We start from the raw sequence: 15,580 nt of genomic DNA on the forward strand, positions 1-15,580 counted from the left end.
CGATCTTCGCCGGCACGCCGGCGGCCAGTGCCGCGCCGGCGTCGAGCACCAGCACCTCGCCGGCCCGCTCGGCCTCGTCCAGGTAGCTGGTGGTGAACACGACGGCGGTCCCGTCCGCGGCGGCCGACGCGATCAGCCGGGCGATATCCGCCCGGCTGGCCGGGTCGACGCCGGTGGTCGGCTCGTCCAGCACGAGCAGCCTCGACCGGTGCAGCAGACCCAGCACGACACCGAGCTTCTGCCGCATCCCGCCGGACAGCTCGGCGCCGAGCCGGTCGTCCACTCCGGACAGTCCGGTGCGGTCCAGCAGCCGCCGCTGGTCCCGGTCCCGCACCCGATAGGCCTGGGCCACGAATTCGATGTTCTCGCGCACGGTCAGGTCCGGGTACACGCCGGTGCCGGCGCTCAGGTAGCCGATCTCGGCGACGGATGGCCGCACCACCGCGCCATGGGTGACCGGCGCGCTGCCGACCAGGGCACGCATCAACGTCGTCTTGCCCGCGCCGTCACCGCCGACCACACACGTGACCATGCCCGGCTCGGCCCGCAGGCTCACGTCCGACAAGGCGGTCCGGCGGCCGTAGCGCACGGTCAGCCCGACCGCTCCCCAACTCACCGCAACGCCTTCGGCGCGAGGTCGCGGCGGAACCGCAGCACCGACAGACCGAACACCGCGATGCCCAGCACCGCGAGCATCAGCAGCGGGAACCACAGCGCGCCGATCGGCGTGGCCTTCACCAGCACACCCCGCGACACCTGGATGAAGTACGTCAACGGCAGGAAGTACGAGATCCACTGCACGCCGGCGGCCATGGACGCGATAGGGAACAGCAGGCCGGACAACAGAACCTGGGGCAGCAGCGTCATCATCGCCAGCTGCATGGCCTGGCCCTGGTTCTGCGACACCGTCGAGATCAGCACCCCGATGCCCAGCGTGACGAACAGGAACAGCAGCACGCCGAGGGCGAACGTGCCGACGGCACCGGTGAACGGCACGCCGAACAACGCGATCCCGGCGGTCACCACGATCGCGGTGTCGATCATCGCGACCAGGAAGTACAGCACCACTTTGCCGAGGAACACCTGCCAGGCCCGGAACGGCATCACGGCGAGCTGCTCCAGCGTGCCGGCCTGCCGTTCGCGCACCACGCCCAGCGCGGTGGCCAGCGTGCCGACGAACACCAGCACGATGCCGATCAGGCCCGGCACCATGATCACGGAAGTGGTCAGGCCGGGGTTGAACAGCACCTCGACCGACAGGTGCGCGGCGCTCGCGCCGGCCGCCACCGCCCGCGCGGAGAACAGGTCGGAACCGTCCACCAGGACCTGCGTCGAGCCGTCGGCCGACGTGACGACGGCGGCCGTGGCGGTGCCGTCCCGCAACGCCTCGACGGCGTCGTCACGGTTCTGCCCGGTGTCGGTGCGCTGCACGTCCAGCAGGCCCGGCAGCCGCGCCGCCATGGCCTCGGCGCGCGGGCCCACCACGATGGTCGACACGGACCCGACGTCGAAGCTGGCCGCGTAGCCGAAAACCACCAGCAGCAGCAACGGGATCGCGATGATCATGGCCAGCATCCGCCGATCCCGGCGCAACTGGTTGAACTCCTTGACGGCGATGGCCCACACGGCGGGCTCACCGCCCCTGTTCCGTGCGCAGGGCGTCCGCGCAGGCCTGCACCAGCGCCGGCATCTGCACGGCGGTCATGTGCGGGTTCATCCCGGTCGGCACGGCGGCTCGGCGGTCCTCGTCGACATCGACGAACACCACCTGCCGGCGGGCGCGAACGCCGCACACCACGCCGTACTCGCGGGCGGTCAGCTCGCCGGCGCCGTCACGGACGTCCACGACGATGCCGGCCGGTTCCGCGCCGTCGAGCGGACAACCGCCGCCGGGCGCCACGGCCCGGCAGACCGTCGAACTGTCGTGGCACGCGCTGACTCGACAGCCCAGCTCGCGCAGCCGGCCAACCAGCCGTCTCGACGCGCCGGGCGCGGACTCCGTGACCAGGATGTGCATCGTCCTCACGTCCCGATCGGCGTCGACGCCTCGACGTGCGCGTCCGGGCCGGGAAAGACGATCGCCTCGTGGTCGTTGTCGGTCCAGCGCACGACATAGGGCGGCGTGCCGTCCGTGCCGTGCGCCTCCATGATCATCCCGCGTCGGGACGGCTTGTCCAGCGTCGCCGACTTGATCACCAGCCAGTCACCGGGTTTCGCGTGCACAGCTCTCCTCCTGTCCGTCAGCGGGCCGTCAACTGGGCCCATTCGAGGTCTATCGCCGCGAACTTCCTGCGCTCCATCCGCCAGTGGACGAACAGTTGGACCGCGAGCAGCAGCCCCTCGGCCCCGGCGACGACGGTCACGCCCGCGACGATGCCGGTGACGATCGCGTCGCCCGGGGTCGGCGGAGTCGGCGCGATCGCACCCTTTTGGTCCAGCCACACCGGCACGGTCGTACCGGCCGACAGCCCAACGCTCACGGCTGCCTCGCCCGTGCGGGTGGAACCCGTCAGGTCGCTGTAACGCACCTGCACCGAGGTCTTCATCGCCGTGCTGCCCGTCGCGGCGACCGAGTTCTCGAGCATCACTCCGGTCGTGCTGCGCAGCTGCGAGGCCTGTTGCGCGGACGTAGCGAGATCTGACTCGGCGATCGTCACCCCGAACGCGATACCGGCGAGGGCGATCACGACACTGGCCAGCCAGACCAGCACGACGAGCACGCCTTCGGCGCGGTCGACGGGCCGGCGCAGCGAGTTGCGGCCCCACCCGATCCGGCGGGCCAGACCCATCAGCACATCCTGCCGCGCATCCGTGCTCATCATGTCTGTCGTCCCTTCTCGCTCGATTTCGGCTGCCACGAGCATCGCCGCCGCGCACCCGACGCCCCCAGAGTCGTTGGCCGGTCGGGAGGTCCCCGATCGACAGGGACTTCCGACCCCGTCGGCCGCGCCGGATGGCGGCCCGCGCGGGGCCTTGTCCTCTGCACCGCGCACCGCGCCGAGGAGTCCGATGGAGGGGCAAGGGAAACCGAGGAGGCAAGGAGGTAGACAGATGGTTACGCCGGTCCGTGGGCAACACGGCCTGCTGCCGGACCTGATCGACTGGGTCGAGTCCTTCCCCACCATGTTCGGATTCCGGCCGATGGCGGGCGTCCAGGGCATTCGGGTCGAGGACTTCGTCGAGGACGGCAAGTACGTCGTGCGCGCCGAGCTGCCGGGCATCGACCCGGGCCGGGACGTCACGATCACCGTCGACGGCCGACTGCTGACGATCAGCGCCGAGCGCACCGAGGAGACGGCCGAGAAGAACCGCTCCGAGTTCCGCTACGGCTCCTTCGCACGCACCGTCGCACTGCCCGCCGACGTCAAGGAGGAGGACATCAAGGCCAACTACACCAAGGGGATCCTCACCGTGACGGCGCCGGTGGCCGAGACGGCCGAGGCGCACCGCAAGATCGAGATCGAGACCGGGGACGACAGCTGACGTCCCCGGGCCGTGTAACAAAATGACTTGCCTCTATGTATCTACATCAAGACGTTTAGGTTTGAGGTCGAATTAATTCTATTCGGACTGTGGTAGCGGGAGGTCGTCGCAGAATGGTTCCTTTGTGTGAGGGAGTTCACGCTTCGCTCCCGAAGGAACGATAGAGCTAGAGTTCACTTGAAAACGGCGTTGTTATGGGGAGATCGTGCGACTACATTCCGAACTAACGGTGAACCGATTTTAGACGTATAGTAAGCAATTTGTTTCCAAATAACACTTCGTACAATCATATTGTGGAAGAACACGAGCTATTAATATAAGGCGGCGGCCACGGCACGCGGCTCGTCGGCCGAGAGGAGAAGACGGTGAAACACCGAGAGATCAGCACCGTGATGACCACCGACGTGTCCGTGGTGCACAGCGACACCCCGTTCAAGGACATCGTCGCCCTGCTGGCGGAGCGCCGGATCAGCGGCGTTCCCGTGCTGGGTAGGGACAGCAGTGTGGTGGGCATCGTGTCCGAGACCGACCTGCTGCACGGCACGAAGGAGGAGCACAAGCCGTTCTGGGCCGGTGGCCGGCACGGCTACAACCCGCACAGCGTCGCGGCCGAGATGATGACCACGCCCGCCGTGTGCGTGCACCCGGACACCACGGTCGCGCACGCGGCGAAACTCCTTGCGGAGGAAGGGGTTCACCGGCTTCCGGTGACCGACACCGAGGGCCGGCTGGTCGGGATCGTGAGCCGTCGGGACGTGCTCGGCGTGTTCCTGCGCTCGGACCACGATCTGCGCGAGGAGATCCTGCGCGAGATCTTCGGCCGCACGCTGTGGATGGACCCCAGCGAGGTCTCGGTCGAGGTGCAGTCCGGCGTGGCGACACTGCGTGGGCAGGTGGAGACCAAGGCGCTCGTCGAGATCGCCGCCACGCTGACCCGTGGCGTCGACGGCGTCGTGGACGTGCACAACCACCTCACGTACGCGCATGACGTCGGCCAGATCGACCGGCCGCACGGCAAATACGTGGAGTTCGACCACGAGCCGCTGAAGCCGGTGCCGCATCGGGGAGGCGCGCTGTGATGCCCTGGTACTACAACGGTCCCGACGCCGGCTGGATCATGCCGCTGATGATGGCGGTCGGCATGGCGGTGTTCTGGGGCGGCCTGGTGACGGTGGTCGTGCTGGTGTTGCGGCACTTCCGTGCCCAACCGCTCGGCCACCGCGGCGCTGAACAGATACTCGCCGAGCGGCTGGCCCGCGGCGAGATCGACAAGGACGAGTACGCCCGGCTGCGCGACATTCTGCGCGCACACTGAAGGAGCTGGCATGTCGCGCTACGTGAAGAGCTTCGGCGAACTCGGCAAGGACGACACCGCCGTCCCGGTGGCAAGGGCGCCAACCTGGGCGAGCTGACCCGGGCCGCGCTGCCGGTGCCGTCCGGCTTCGTGGTGACCGCACAGGCGTATCTGGACTCACTGGAGCACGCCGGTCTCCGTGACGATATCGCCGAGGCCTTCCGCGCGGCGCTGGCCGTGTCGCAGTCCTCCGAGCTGCCGGCCGCCTGCGAGCGGATCCAGGCGCTGGTGCGCAAGGCCGGCGTCGCCGACGACATCCGCGCCGAGATCGAGGCCGCGTACCACCAGCTGGGCGACGGCTCCGAGGTGGCGGTGCGGTCGTCGGCCACGTCCGAGGACACCGCCGGCACATCGTTCGCCGGCATGAACGCCACGTACACCAACACCCACGGCGTGCACGAGGTGTTGGCCCGCCTGGTCGACTGCTGGGCCTCGCTGTTCGGGCCCCGCGTCGTCGCCTACCGCTCCAGCACCGGTCTGGACGAGGAACCGGCGATCGCCGTCGTGGTGCAGCTGATGGTCGACTCGGCGCGGTCGGGTGTGGCGTTCACCGCCGACCCGTCCACCGGCGACCGCAGCCGCATCGTCATCGAGGGCGCCTACGGCCTCGGCGAGGTCGTCGTGAGCGGGGCGGTCGAGCCGGACACCTACATCGTGGCCAAGGACGGACCGCGCCTGCTGCACGCCCGCACCGGCCACCAGACGCACAAGATCGTGCGCGGTCCGGACGGCCACGACCTCCGCATCGACCTCGACGCGCAGACCGGCGCGAGCCGGGTGCTGACCGACGACGAGGCGATCGAGCTGGCCCGGCTGGTGCTGCGGGTCGAGGAGCACTACGGCAGCCCGCAGGACATGGAGTGGGCGATCGCCGGCGGCCAGACCTGGCTGGTGCAGTCCCGCCCGATCACCACGCTCGACGAGGAAGCCACCGCGGCCGCCGGCTCCGAGCTGCTCAGCGGCCTGGCCGCGTCGCCCGGTCGCGCCGTCGGCCGGGTGCGCCGGCTCGCCGATCCCAGCGAGGGCGACCGGTTCCAGGACGGCGAGATCCTGGTCGCCGTCATGACCACGCCGGACTGGGTGCCGACCATGCGCCGCGCCGCCGCGCTGGTCACCGACGGCGGCGGCATGACCTGCCACGCCGCGATCGTGGCCCGGGAGCTGGGCGTGCCCTGTGTGGTGGGCACCCGCACCGCGACCCAGGTGCTGCGGGACGGGGAGACGATCACCGTCGACGGCGCGGCCGGCAAGGTCTTCGCCGGGCGGCTGGAGCCGGCCGCGCACACCGTTCCGCAGCTCACGCCGCTGGTCGTGCCGGCCATGGAGACGTTGGGCACCAAGGTGTACGTCAACCTCGCGATGCCCGAGCACGCCGAGGAGGTCGCGGCCATGCCGGTCGACGGCGTCGGCCTGCTGCGCGCGGAGTTCATGGTCACCGACGCCCTGGACGGCGAACACCCGCGGGCCCTGATGTCGCGCCCGGGCGGCAGCGAGAAGTTCACCGCCCGGATGACCGAGTCGCTGCTGCGGGTCACACGGGCCTTCGCACCGCGGCCGGTGATCTACCGGGCGATCGACTTCCGCACCAACGAGTTCCGCCACCTGGCCGGTGGCGCGGACTTCGAGCCGGTCGAGGACAACCCGATGATCGGCTACCGCGGCTGCTACCGCTACGTCCGCGAGCCCAAGCTGTTCGCGCTGGAACTGGCCGTGCTGGCCAAGGTCCGCGAGCAGACGCCCAACCTGCACCTGATGATCCCGTTCGTGCGCACGCTGTGGGAGCTGCGAGCGTGCCTGGCCGCCATCGACGCCAGCCCGCTGGGCCACGATCGCCGGCTGCACCGGTGGGTGATGGCCGAGGTGCCCTCGGTCGCGTACTGGATCCCCGAGTACGCCCGGCTGGGCATCGACGGGATCTCCATCGGCAGCAACGACCTGACGCAGCTGGTGCTGGGCGTGGACCGTGACTCGGAGATCTGCGCCGACCTGTTCGACGAGGCCGACCCGGCCGTGCTGGACACCATCGAGCGGATCATCACCGCCGCCCGCGACAACGGCATGACCACCTCCCTGTGCGGGCAGGCGCCGTCCACCAAACCCGGCTTCGCCGAGCAGCTGGTGCGGATGGGCATCACGTCCGTCTCGGTCAACCGGGACGCGCTGGCCGCCACCCGCTCCGAGATCGGCTCGGCCGAACGCCGCCTGCTGCTGCGGGCAGCCCGAGAGAGGTGAGCACTGTGCTGACCAGTCCTGACGTGCAGACGCTGCGCAGCGCGGTGGCGCTCGCCGCGCGGGCGCCGTCGATCCACAACTCGCAGCCGTGGCGCTGGCAGTCGGGCGACACCTCGCTGCACCTGTACGCCGACGCGTCCCGGCTGCTGTCGGCGACCGACCCGGACGGGCGCGACCTGATGCTGTCCTGCGGGGCCGCCCTGCACCACCTCCAGGTGGCCTCGGCGGCCTCCGGCTGGGCAACGCGGGTGCACCGGTTCCCCAACCCGAACCAGCCCGACCACCTGGCGTCCGTGGAGTTCCTGCCGCGCGAGCCCAGCCGGGACGACGTCGCGCTGGCGGCGTCGATCCAGCGCCGTCGCACCGACCGCCGCCGCTACACCTCGTGGCCGGTGCCCGCCGAGTTGCTCGACGACCTGGCGCGGACCGCCGGCACCTTCGGCACGGTCCTGATGCCGGCCACCGAGCCGGACGACCGCTACCAGCTGGTGAAAGCGCTGGCCGAGGCGTCGATCCGACAGGAAGCGGACGTCGCCTACGCCGCGGAGCTGGCCACGTGGACCGGTCGCAGTCCGTTCGTCACCGAGGGCGTGCCGGCGACCAACATCCCGACCGGGGAACGCCGCCACGGCGACACGACCATGCGGGCCTTCCCCAACGGCCAGCTCGCCGACGCGGGTTCCCGGTGGGAGGAGGACGCCGGCGAGCTGCTGGTGCTGGCCACGTCCGCCGACAACGCGGACGCACGGCTGCGCGCCGGTGAGGCGATGAGCTCGGTTCTGCTGTGGGCCACGGACTTCCGCATGGCCACCTGCCCGCTCAGCCAGGCGCTCGAGGTCGAGACGACCCGGAACCTGGTGCGCGACCGTGTGTTGGACGGCTTCGGCGTGCCCCAGATCGTGCTGCGTGTCGGCTGGGCCCCGGTCAACGCCGCGCCGCTGCCCGCGACGCCACGACGTCCCGTCGACGACATCCTTGGGAGGCAAGGACAATGACTGTGAAAGTCGGTATCAACGGGTTCGGCCGCATCGGCCGGGACTTCCTGCGCTGCGTGCTCGACCGCGGCGACGGCCCGGTGGAGGTCGTCGCCGTCAACGACATCACCGCGCCGTCGGTGCTGGCGAACCTGCTGCGCTACGACTCCACCTACGGCCGGCTCAACCAGGAGATCACCTTCGACGACCACTCCATCACCGTGGACGGCCGGCGGATCCGGATCTGGTCGGAGCGGGAGCCACGCCTGATCCCGTGGGACGAAGCCGATGTCGACATCGTCATCGAGTCCACCGGCCGGTTCCGCACCCGTGAGGCCGCCGCCGGGCACCTGGAGCACGGCGTCAAGAAGGTGCTGCTGTCCTCCCCGGGCAAGGGCGTCGACGTCACCATCGTGCTCGGCGTCAACTACGACGACTACGACCAGCACAGCCACCACATCATCTCCAATGCCTCCTGCACCACCAACTGCGTGGCCCCGATGGTCGAGGTGCTGCACCGCGCGTTCGGCGTGCGACGCGGCATGATGACCACGATCCACAGCTACACCAACGACCAGGCCCTGCTCGACGGCCCGCACAAGGACCCGCGCCGAGGCCGTTCCGCGGCGCTCAGCCTGATCCCGACCACCACCGGCGCCGCCAAGGCCGTCGGCGAGGTCCTGCCCGACCTGGCCGGCAAACTCGACGGCGTGGCCATCCGCGTGCCCGTCGAGGACGGCTCCCTCACCGACCTCGCCGTCGAACTCGACCAGCCCGTCACCGTCGGCCAGGTCAACCGGGCCTTCGCCAGCGCGGCCACCAGCTACCTCAAGGGCTACCTGCGCTACAACGAGGACCCCATCGTGTCCCGGGACATCATCGGCGACCCGTCGTCGTGCGTGTTCGACTCGACCCTGACCCAGGCCGACGGCAACCTGGTCAAGGTCTTCGGCTGGTACGACAACGAATGGGGCTACACGAGCCGGCTGGTCGACCTGACCGAACACGTCGCCCAACTGCTCTGATGGACGCCTTCGGCCTCGACGGCCTCGACGAGTTTTTTGTTTTACGCTGATCGCCGACGGACACCGGGTGATCGGCCCGCGCCTGCGGGACAACGCCATCGTGCTGGACGAGGTCGCGGGGGTGGCCGATCTGCGGCTGACCGCGAGTAGTGCACATGGTCGGCTCACAGCCTTTGTCCTTACACGAACGTGCCAAGACGGGACCTTAAAATCCTGATGCCCTGGTTCTATCTTTAGGCGTCCAGAGGTATCCTTTGGAGTATGTGGGCTAAAGATGGCGGCTTAGGGCTAATAGGGAATACTATTTCCCTTGGGGCCAGACGTCACTAGTATGCGGATTCTTTCCCGGGAGTGCAGTTTCGTACAGTCCGGACGCCCTGTTCGGGCACTCCGCCGGGTCGCAGTCGTGGAAGCAGTTCGTGCACCCGCCGCGACGCAAGCTGTGGGAGACCACGGAGAACGGCGAGTTCGCGGCGGCCCAGCCGGACGACCGCAAACCGGCCTTTCTCGGCGTGCGCGGCTGCGACCTGGCGGCGTTGGGCGTCCTGGGTCGGGTGCTCGGCAACCGGATCCGGCCGTTCATCGTCGCCGTGGACTGCACCGAGCCCGGCGGTCTGTGCTTCTGCGCCAGCATGGGCACCGGCCCCGGCGTCCGCGGGGGCTACGACGTGGCGCTGACCGAGCGGATCGACGACAGCGGGCACTGGTTCCTGGCCACGGCCGGCAGCGAGGCCGGCGAGCGGATCCTGGCCACGGTCGCCCGGCGGGAGGCCTCCTCGGACGAGGTCGCGGCGGCGCTGCGGGACGTCACGGCGGCCGGCGGCCGGATGGGTCGCGCGATGCCGGAGCTCGACCTGCGGGAGCTGTTGCGGGACAGCCGGACCGCCCAGCGCTGGAACGACGTCGCCGATCGCTGCCTGACCTGTGGCAACTGCACGATGGTGTGTCCGACGTGCTTCTGCACGACCACCGAGGACGTCACCGATCTCACCGGCGACCACGCCGAGCGCTGGGAGCACTGGGCCTCGTGCTTCGAGGTCGACTTCTCCTACCTGCACGGCGGCAGCGTCCGCACGTCCGCGGCCAGCCGCTACCGGCAGTGGCTCACCCACAAGCTCGGCGCCTGGCACGACCAGTTCGGCGAATCGGGCTGCGTCGGCTGCGGCCGGTGCATCGCCTGGTGCCCGGTGGGGATCGACATCACGACCGAGATGGCCGCGCTGGCGGCGGAGAGGAGTGCCGACGATGTCGATGTCTGACCAGCTCGGCGCGTTCGTTTGCTGTCGGGACTGTCGCCGACGCACATCGCGGTGCTGTCCGGCGCGGCCAAGGAGGTGACGTTCGCCGCCGGCGAGCGGCTGTTCCACGAGGGCGCGCCGGCCCGGGGATGCTGGCTCGTCCAACGCGGCTGCGTCGCCGTCGACGCCGCGATACCGGGCCGCGGGCCGGTGGTCGTGCAGACCGTCGGCCCCGGCGAGGTGGTCGGCTGGTCGTGGCTGATCACGCCGGCGAAGTGGCATTTCGGCGCGATCTCGGTCACGCCGACCGTGGCCGTCGAGCTGGACACCGACCAGTTGCGGGCCTTCGCCGAGCACGACCCGAGCTTCGGCTACCCGATCGCCGTCGCGATGCTGACGATGGTGTTGGACCGGCTGCAGACCACCCGGGCGCGACTGCTGGACCTGTACCGCAATCCCGCCGACGTCCCGACGAGTCCGCTGTGACCGAGGAGATGCTGCCCGCGCGGTACGTCGTCACTGGCCGGACCGCGGAGACCGCCGACTCGGCGACGCTGCGGCTGGCGCCGGTGGACCGGCCGATTCCCCGGTTCCAGCCCGGGCAGTTCACCATGCTGTACGCACGCGGCGTCGGCGAGATCGCGGTGTCGATCAGCGGCGATCCGTCCGTTGTGGACACCTCGCTCACGCAGACGATCCGGGCCGTCGGCGCGGTCAGCCGCGCGCTGCACGCCGCCCAGCCGGGCACCGTCGTCGGGGTGCGCGGCCCGTACGGCGTCGGCTGGCAGCCGTCGCTCGCGTGGGAACGCGACGCACTGATCGTCGCCGGTGGCGTCGGGCTGGCCCCGCTGCGCCCGGTGGTGCTGGCGGTGCTCGCGCAACGCTGGCGTTATCGGCGGGCCATCCTCGTCGCCGGGGCGCGCACGCCGCGCGAGTTCCTGTACTCCGACGAGCTGAAGTGGTGGTCGTCCCGCGAGGACATGGCGGTGGAGCTGACCGTCGACCACGCGGCGGACGACTGGACCGGGCAGGTCGGCTTCGTCACCCAGCCGCTGTCCCGGTTGCCGCTCGACCCGGCCGCCACCACCGCGTTCATCTGCGGGCCGGAGCCCATGATGCGGTACAGCGCGGAGACCCTGCTGCGGCGCGGAGTCCACGCCGACCGGATCAGGATCTCGTTGGAGCGCAACATGCAGTGCGGCATCGGGCAGTGCGGGCACTGCCAGCTCGGGCCGCTGCTGGTCTGTCGGGACGGCCCGGTCGTCGACTACGCCGTGGCCGCGGATCTGTTGTCCGTCAGGGAGTTGTGATGCACCCACCCACTCTGGCCGTGTGGAAGTTCACCTCGTGCGACGGCTGCCAGCTGACCCTGCTCGACTGCGAGGACGAGTTGCTCGCCCTGGCCGGCGCGGTGCGCATCGCGCGGTTCACCGAGGCCAGCAGCGCCGTGTCGCCCGGCCCGTACGACGTGTCGCTCGTGGAGGGCTCCATCACCACGCCCGAGGAGGCCGAGCGGATCCGCGAGGTGCGCGCGCAGTCGAAAGTGCTGGTCGTCATCGGAGCCTGCGCGACCGCCGGCGGCATCCAGGCGCTGCGCAATTTCGCCGACGTCGAGGAGTTCCGTTCGATCGTGTACGCCAGCCCGCAGCACATCGAGACCTTGGCCACGTCCACGCCGATCTCCGCGCACGTGGCCGTCGACTACGAGCTGCGCGGCTGCCCGATCGACCGAGGTCAGCTGCTGGAGGTGCTGTCGGCGTTCCTGGTGGGGCGCAAGCCGGATCTGCCGAACGCCAGCGTCTGCACCGAGTGCAAGCGCCGTGGTCTCACCTGCGTGATGGTCGCCGACGGCACGCCGTGCCTTGGCCCCGTCACCCATGCCGGCTGCGGGGCGCTGTGCCCCGCGTACCGGCGCGGCTGCTTCGGCTGCTTCGGGCCCGTCGACCAGCCCAACATCACCGCGCTCACGGCGCAGCTTCGGGTCTGTGGCCTGTCCGAGGACGCCATCGACCGGGCGTTCCGCACCTTCAACGACTTCCGCCAGGGGGTCGGCACATGAGCCACCGGGCGCGTCAGCTCCGGGTCAGCGCGCTGGCCCGGGTCGAGGGCGAGGGGGCGCTCAACGTCGTCGTGGGCGATGGCGGGGTCGAGCGCACGGAACTGCGGATCTACGAGCCGCCCCGGTTCTTCGAGGCGCTGCTGCGCGGTCGGGCCCACACCGAGCCGCCCGACATCACGGCCCGCATCTGCGGCATCTGCCCGGTCGCCTACCAGCTCAGCGCGTGTCACGCCATCGAGGACGCATGCGGTGTGACAGTGCCCGAGCCGGTGGAGGCGCTGCGCCGGCTGCTGTACTGCGGCGAGTGGATCTCCAGCCATGCGCTGCACGTCTACCTGCTGCACGCGCCGGACTTCCTGGGTCATCCCGACGCGATCACCATGGCCGCCGACCACCGCGACGCCGTGGAACGAGGGCTGGCGCTGAAGAAGGCCGGCAACGCGGTGCTGGCGGCCGTCGGCGGGCGCCCGATCCATCCGGTCAACGTGCGCGTCGGAGGGTTCTACCGCGCCCCGACCCGCGCGGATCTCGCCCCGCTCACCGCGCAGCTGCGGGCCGCGCTCGACATCGCGCTGGCCACCGTGCGCTGGGTCGCCGGCTTCGACTTCCCCGACCTGGAACTGGACCACGAGCTGCTGGCCGTGCACGAGGACGACCGCTACGCCATCACCCGCGGCCGGCTGGTGTCCAGCGGCGGATCGGACTTCCCGGTCTCCGAGTTCTCCTCACACGTCGCGGAGCACCAGGTGCCGCATTCCACGGCACTGCACGCCACCCTGGACGGCCGCCGCTACCTCACCGGGCCGCTCGCCCGCTACACCCTGAACCACGCGCAGCTGTCCCCACTGGCCTTGCGGGCCGCCGCCGAGGCAGGGTTGGGACCGTCGTGCCGAAACCCGTTCCGCAGCATCGTGGTCCGCGCCGTGGAGCTGGTCTACGCCGTCGACGAGGCCCTGCGGCTGCTGTCCTCCTACGAGCCGCCGGAGCCCTCTTTCGTCGAGGTCCCAGCACGCCCCGGCGTCGGCCACGGCGTCACCGAGGCCCCTCGCGGCCTGCTCTACCACCGCTACGCCATCGGCGCCGACGGGCTGATCACCGCCGCGGTGATCGTGCCGCCGACGTCGCAGAACCAGGCCGCCATCGAGGCCGACCTGCACGCCCTGGTGTCCGCCAACCTCGCGCTGCCCGACGAGGAGCTGACCCCGTTGTGCGAGCGGGCGATCCGCAACTACGACCCGTGCATCTCCTGCTCCGCGCACTTCCTCGACCTGACCAGGAGCAGGGCGTGAAGGTCGTCATCGGTGTCGGCAATCCGTACCGCCGCGACGACGCGGTCGGCCTGCTCGTCGCCGAGTCCGTGGCCCGTCACGGCGGTCACGCCGTGCAGTCCGACGGGGAACCCGCCGGACTGATCCTGGCCTGGGAGGGCGCCGAGCTGGCCGTCATCGTCGACGCCGTCGTGTGCTCTCCGGCCACCCCGGGCCGCATCCACCGCACCGCGACTCTCCCACCCGCCCACGGCAGCGCCAGCTCCCATGGCCTCGGCATCCCCGACGCCGTCGCCCTGGCCACCGCTCTCGACCGCATGCCCCGACGGCTGGTCGTCTACGCCGTCGAAGCCGCCGACGTGAGCCTCGGCGTCGGCCTGAGCGACGCAGTGGCACGGGCCGTGCCGACGCTGGTCGATCAAGTGCTACGCGAAGGGACAACGACATGAAGTGGACTCGCCTGAAGCTGATTCCCGCGGCGGCCGTGGTCGTCCTGGTCGCCGGTGCGCCGACCGCAGCCGCCCAAGCGAGACCCAGCCTCCGCCTCATCGAGCTGGAAGGCCTGGGTGGCTCGGCCGGCGTGACGGCGGTCAGCCGGACCGGCACGGCCTTGGCCGGAACCGCTGTCACGGCGTTGAGCCGACCGCACGCCGCACGGTGGGACCTGTCCGGGCACATCACCGACCTCGATCCCGACGTGCTGTACAGCGAAGCCGTCGGCATCAACGACGCCGGCACGGTCGCCGGTGTCCGCGATGACGGCGTCGACCCGTACCGCACCGTGGTCTGGGACAGGCGCGGCCGGATGACCGTGCTGTATCCGCCGTCGCCCGACCGTGAACGCAGCACCGCCACAGCCGGCATCAACAACGACGGCACGGTGGCGGGCACCGTCTTCAACGCCGCCGGGACGTGGGACTACGCGGTGCTGTGGGATCGGCACGGCACACCGACCAGGCTGCCCGGCCTCCCCGGCGGCAGAGGTGCGTACGCCCAGGCGATCAACGACCGCGGTGTCGTGATCGGTGACGTCGGCACGGCGTCCGCCATAACCCATGCCGCCCGCTGGGACGCACAGGGCCGGCTCGTCGACCTCGGTTCCGCGTTCGCCGACGCGATCAGTCAGGCGTACGCGGTCAACGCCAGAGCGGAAGTCGTCGGATTCTCCAGTGACGGCAGCGGCATCCGGGCCGTCAAGTGGAACGCTGACGGCACAACGGCACCCCTCGCCGCCTTGCCCGGTGAGGTGGCCGGCTTCGCCTACGCCATCGCCGACGACGGCACCGCCGTGGGGACCGCCACTGTCGCCACCGCGCAGAACATCAACCGTCAGCACGCGGTGCGCTGGGATCCACGCGGCAGGGTCACGGACCTCGGCCCCCTTCTGGGCGGCACCGACAGCTCGTCGATTTCCACGCCGGGTCGAGACGGCACGACCGTGGGCTCCTCGTTGACTGCGGCCGGTCACACGCACGCGGTGCTGTGGGACCGCGGCGGTGTCGTCAGCGACCTGGGCACACTGCCGCAGGACACCGACAGCTCGGCGCGTTTCCTCACGAGACAGGGGCTGATCGTCGGCAATTCGTGGGGTTCGGACAACGTCCAGCACGCGGTGATATGGCGCAATGCCCGCCTGCCGTAGCGAAATCGGGTTTCGCGAGCGACGCCTTCGCACTGAAGGCAATTCCACGCCACGCGGGGTGACCACTAGTGGCCACTGTGCTGGGACGAACTCGGCGTGAGGCTGAAGTAGCCCTGTTCCTCCTGAGCGAAGTGCAGCGTCAGCACCGCGTCCAGGCCGTACAGCGTCGCGCGTAGATCGTCGACTTGGCCCGGTTGCACGGGGCCTTCGGACAGGTGACGGGCCAGCCGGCGCACAAGGCGTTCGATCTCGGCGTGGCCACGGCTCATGGTCGCCGTGGATTCGCTGCTGCCCAGCATCTCCCC

The 15,580-nt window shown here is 70.3% G+C and carries 19 protein-coding genes; 13 read left to right on the forward strand and 6 right to left on the reverse strand.

The genetic code is table 11. From position 1 onward, the window contains the following. From KUTG_RS02510 to KUTG_RS02530, 5 genes are all read right to left on the reverse strand, one after another. Positions 1 to 616, reverse strand: a 616-nt coding sequence (locus tag KUTG_RS02510) for an ABC transporter ATP-binding protein (RefSeq protein ID WP_198046979.1), incomplete at its 3' end; no start/stop codon positions are given. After that, a complete protein-coding gene (locus KUTG_RS02515) occupies positions 613 to 1,626 on the reverse strand; it encodes an ABC transporter permease (protein ID WP_043714600.1) in 1,014 nt (337 codons plus the stop codon). The genes KUTG_RS02515 and KUTG_RS02510, both read right to left, overlap by 4 nt. A gap of 7 nt (positions 1,627 to 1,633) precedes the next feature. Beyond that, entirely contained in the window at positions 1,634 to 2,026 is a 393-nt protein-coding gene (locus KUTG_RS02520; RefSeq protein ID WP_157494262.1) for a hypothetical protein, read from the reverse strand. Next, positions 2,023 to 2,223, reverse strand: coding sequence for a DUF1918 domain-containing protein (locus KUTG_RS02525; RefSeq protein ID WP_157494264.1), 201 nt, complete (start codon positions 2,221 to 2,223; stop codon positions 2,023 to 2,025). The genes KUTG_RS02520 and KUTG_RS02525 overlap by 4 nt, the downstream gene beginning before the upstream one ends. Positions 2,224 to 2,240: 17 nt before the next feature. After that, entirely contained in the window at positions 2,241 to 2,864 is a 624-nt protein-coding gene (locus KUTG_RS02530) for an Rv1733c family protein (RefSeq protein WP_157494266.1), read from the reverse strand. A 187-nt stretch (positions 2,865 to 3,051) separates the two neighbouring features. Here KUTG_RS02530 and KUTG_RS02535 point away from each other — a divergent pair, with 187 nt between their 5' ends. The 13 genes from KUTG_RS02535 (at position 3,052) to KUTG_RS02595 (ending at position 15,275) form a co-directional block, all read left to right on the forward strand. Continuing rightward, complete coding sequence (locus KUTG_RS02535; protein WP_043714605.1) at positions 3,052 to 3,483, forward strand: Hsp20/alpha crystallin family protein; 432 nt, start codon at positions 3,052 to 3,054, stop codon at positions 3,481 to 3,483. Between the two features lie 365 nt (positions 3,484 to 3,848). Next, positions 3,849 to 4,562 carry a CBS domain-containing protein gene (locus tag KUTG_RS02540; protein WP_043714606.1) on the forward strand — a complete coding sequence of 238 codons (714 nt, stop codon included), beginning with the start codon at positions 3,849 to 3,851 and terminating at the stop codon, positions 4,560 to 4,562. Next, on the forward strand, positions 4,562 to 4,798 hold the full coding sequence (locus tag KUTG_RS02545) for an SHOCT domain-containing protein (RefSeq protein WP_043714608.1): 237 nt from the start codon (positions 4,562 to 4,564) through the stop codon (positions 4,796 to 4,798). The genes KUTG_RS02540 and KUTG_RS02545 overlap by 1 nt, the downstream gene beginning before the upstream one ends. A gap of 114 nt (positions 4,799 to 4,912) precedes the next feature. After that, positions 4,913 to 7,069, forward strand: coding sequence for a phosphoenolpyruvate synthase (gene ppsA / locus KUTG_RS02550; RefSeq protein ID WP_369794422.1), 2,157 nt, complete (start codon positions 4,913 to 4,915; stop codon positions 7,067 to 7,069). Between the two features lie 5 nt (positions 7,070 to 7,074). Continuing rightward, entirely contained in the window at positions 7,075 to 8,064 is a 990-nt protein-coding gene (locus KUTG_RS02555) for an Acg family FMN-binding oxidoreductase (protein WP_369794423.1), read from the forward strand. Then, a complete protein-coding gene (gap, locus tag KUTG_RS02560) occupies positions 8,061 to 9,068 on the forward strand; it encodes a type I glyceraldehyde-3-phosphate dehydrogenase (RefSeq protein WP_043714610.1) in 1,008 nt (335 codons plus the stop codon). The genes KUTG_RS02555 and gap overlap by 4 nt, the downstream gene beginning before the upstream one ends. Positions 9,069 to 9,487: 419 nt before the next feature. Beyond that, entirely contained in the window at positions 9,488 to 10,327 is an 840-nt protein-coding gene (locus tag KUTG_RS02565; RefSeq protein WP_052393796.1) for a 4Fe-4S dicluster domain-containing protein, read from the forward strand. Between the two features lie 18 nt (positions 10,328 to 10,345). Further along, on the forward strand, positions 10,346 to 10,792 hold the full coding sequence (locus KUTG_RS02570; protein WP_043714612.1) for a Crp/Fnr family transcriptional regulator: 447 nt from the start codon (positions 10,346 to 10,348) through the stop codon (positions 10,790 to 10,792). Then, the gene (locus KUTG_RS02575) at positions 10,789 to 11,616 is read left to right on the forward strand and encodes an FAD/NAD(P)-binding protein (protein WP_043714614.1); all 828 of its coding nucleotides are present in this window, start codon (positions 10,789 to 10,791) and stop codon (positions 11,614 to 11,616) included. Before KUTG_RS02570 ends, KUTG_RS02575 begins: the two co-directional genes overlap by 4 nt. Further along, a complete protein-coding gene (locus tag KUTG_RS02580) occupies positions 11,616 to 12,365 on the forward strand; it encodes an NADH-quinone oxidoreductase subunit B family protein (RefSeq protein WP_043714616.1) in 750 nt (249 codons plus the stop codon). Before KUTG_RS02575 ends, KUTG_RS02580 begins: the two co-directional genes overlap by 1 nt. Further along, positions 12,362 to 13,654, forward strand: a complete 1,293-nt coding sequence (locus KUTG_RS02585; protein WP_043714618.1) for a Ni/Fe hydrogenase subunit alpha — start codon at positions 12,362 to 12,364, stop codon at positions 13,652 to 13,654. The genes KUTG_RS02580 and KUTG_RS02585 overlap by 4 nt, the downstream gene beginning before the upstream one ends. Beyond that, entirely contained in the window at positions 13,651 to 14,082 is a 432-nt protein-coding gene (locus KUTG_RS02590) for a hydrogenase maturation protease (RefSeq protein WP_043714620.1), read from the forward strand. The genes KUTG_RS02585 and KUTG_RS02590 overlap by 4 nt, the downstream gene beginning before the upstream one ends. Further along, positions 14,079 to 15,275 (forward strand): hypothetical protein, encoded by a 1,197-nt coding sequence (locus tag KUTG_RS02595; protein WP_043714622.1) that lies wholly within the window; start codon positions 14,079 to 14,081, stop codon positions 15,273 to 15,275. Before KUTG_RS02590 ends, KUTG_RS02595 begins: the two co-directional genes overlap by 4 nt. A gap of 65 nt (positions 15,276 to 15,340) precedes the next feature. Here the strand turns inward: KUTG_RS02595 and KUTG_RS02600 are convergent. Next, a partial coding sequence (locus KUTG_RS02600; protein WP_043714624.1) for a hemerythrin domain-containing protein occupies positions 15,341 to 15,580 on the reverse strand: 240 nt, incomplete at its 5' end.

Origin of the sequence: Kutzneria sp. 744 (assembly GCF_000568255.1) — a bacterium.
Classification (GTDB): Bacteria; Actinomycetota; Actinomycetes; order Mycobacteriales; family Pseudonocardiaceae; genus Kutzneria.

Excerpts from the sequence above, each read along its gene's own strand:
- KUTG_RS02545 (WP_043714608.1), top strand. The coding sequence starts at position 4,562 with ATGCCCTGGTACTACAACGGTCCCGACGCCGGCTGGATCATGCCGCTG.
- KUTG_RS02595 (WP_043714622.1), top strand. The coding sequence starts at position 14,079 with ATGAAGTGGACTCGCCTGAAGCTGATTCCCGCGGCGGCCGTGGTCGTC.
- KUTG_RS02535 (WP_043714605.1), top strand. The coding sequence starts at position 3,052 with ATGGTTACGCCGGTCCGTGGGCAACACGGCCTGCTGCCGGACCTGATC.
- gap (WP_043714610.1), top strand. The coding sequence starts at position 8,061 with ATGACTGTGAAAGTCGGTATCAACGGGTTCGGCCGCATCGGCCGGGAC.
- KUTG_RS02530 (WP_157494266.1), bottom strand. The coding sequence starts at position 2,864 with ATGCTCGTGGCAGCCGAAATCGAGCGAGAAGGGACGACAGACATGATG.
- KUTG_RS02585 (WP_043714618.1), top strand. The coding sequence starts at position 12,362 with ATGAGCCACCGGGCGCGTCAGCTCCGGGTCAGCGCGCTGGCCCGGGTC.
- KUTG_RS02580 (WP_043714616.1), top strand. The coding sequence starts at position 11,616 with ATGCACCCACCCACTCTGGCCGTGTGGAAGTTCACCTCGTGCGACGGC.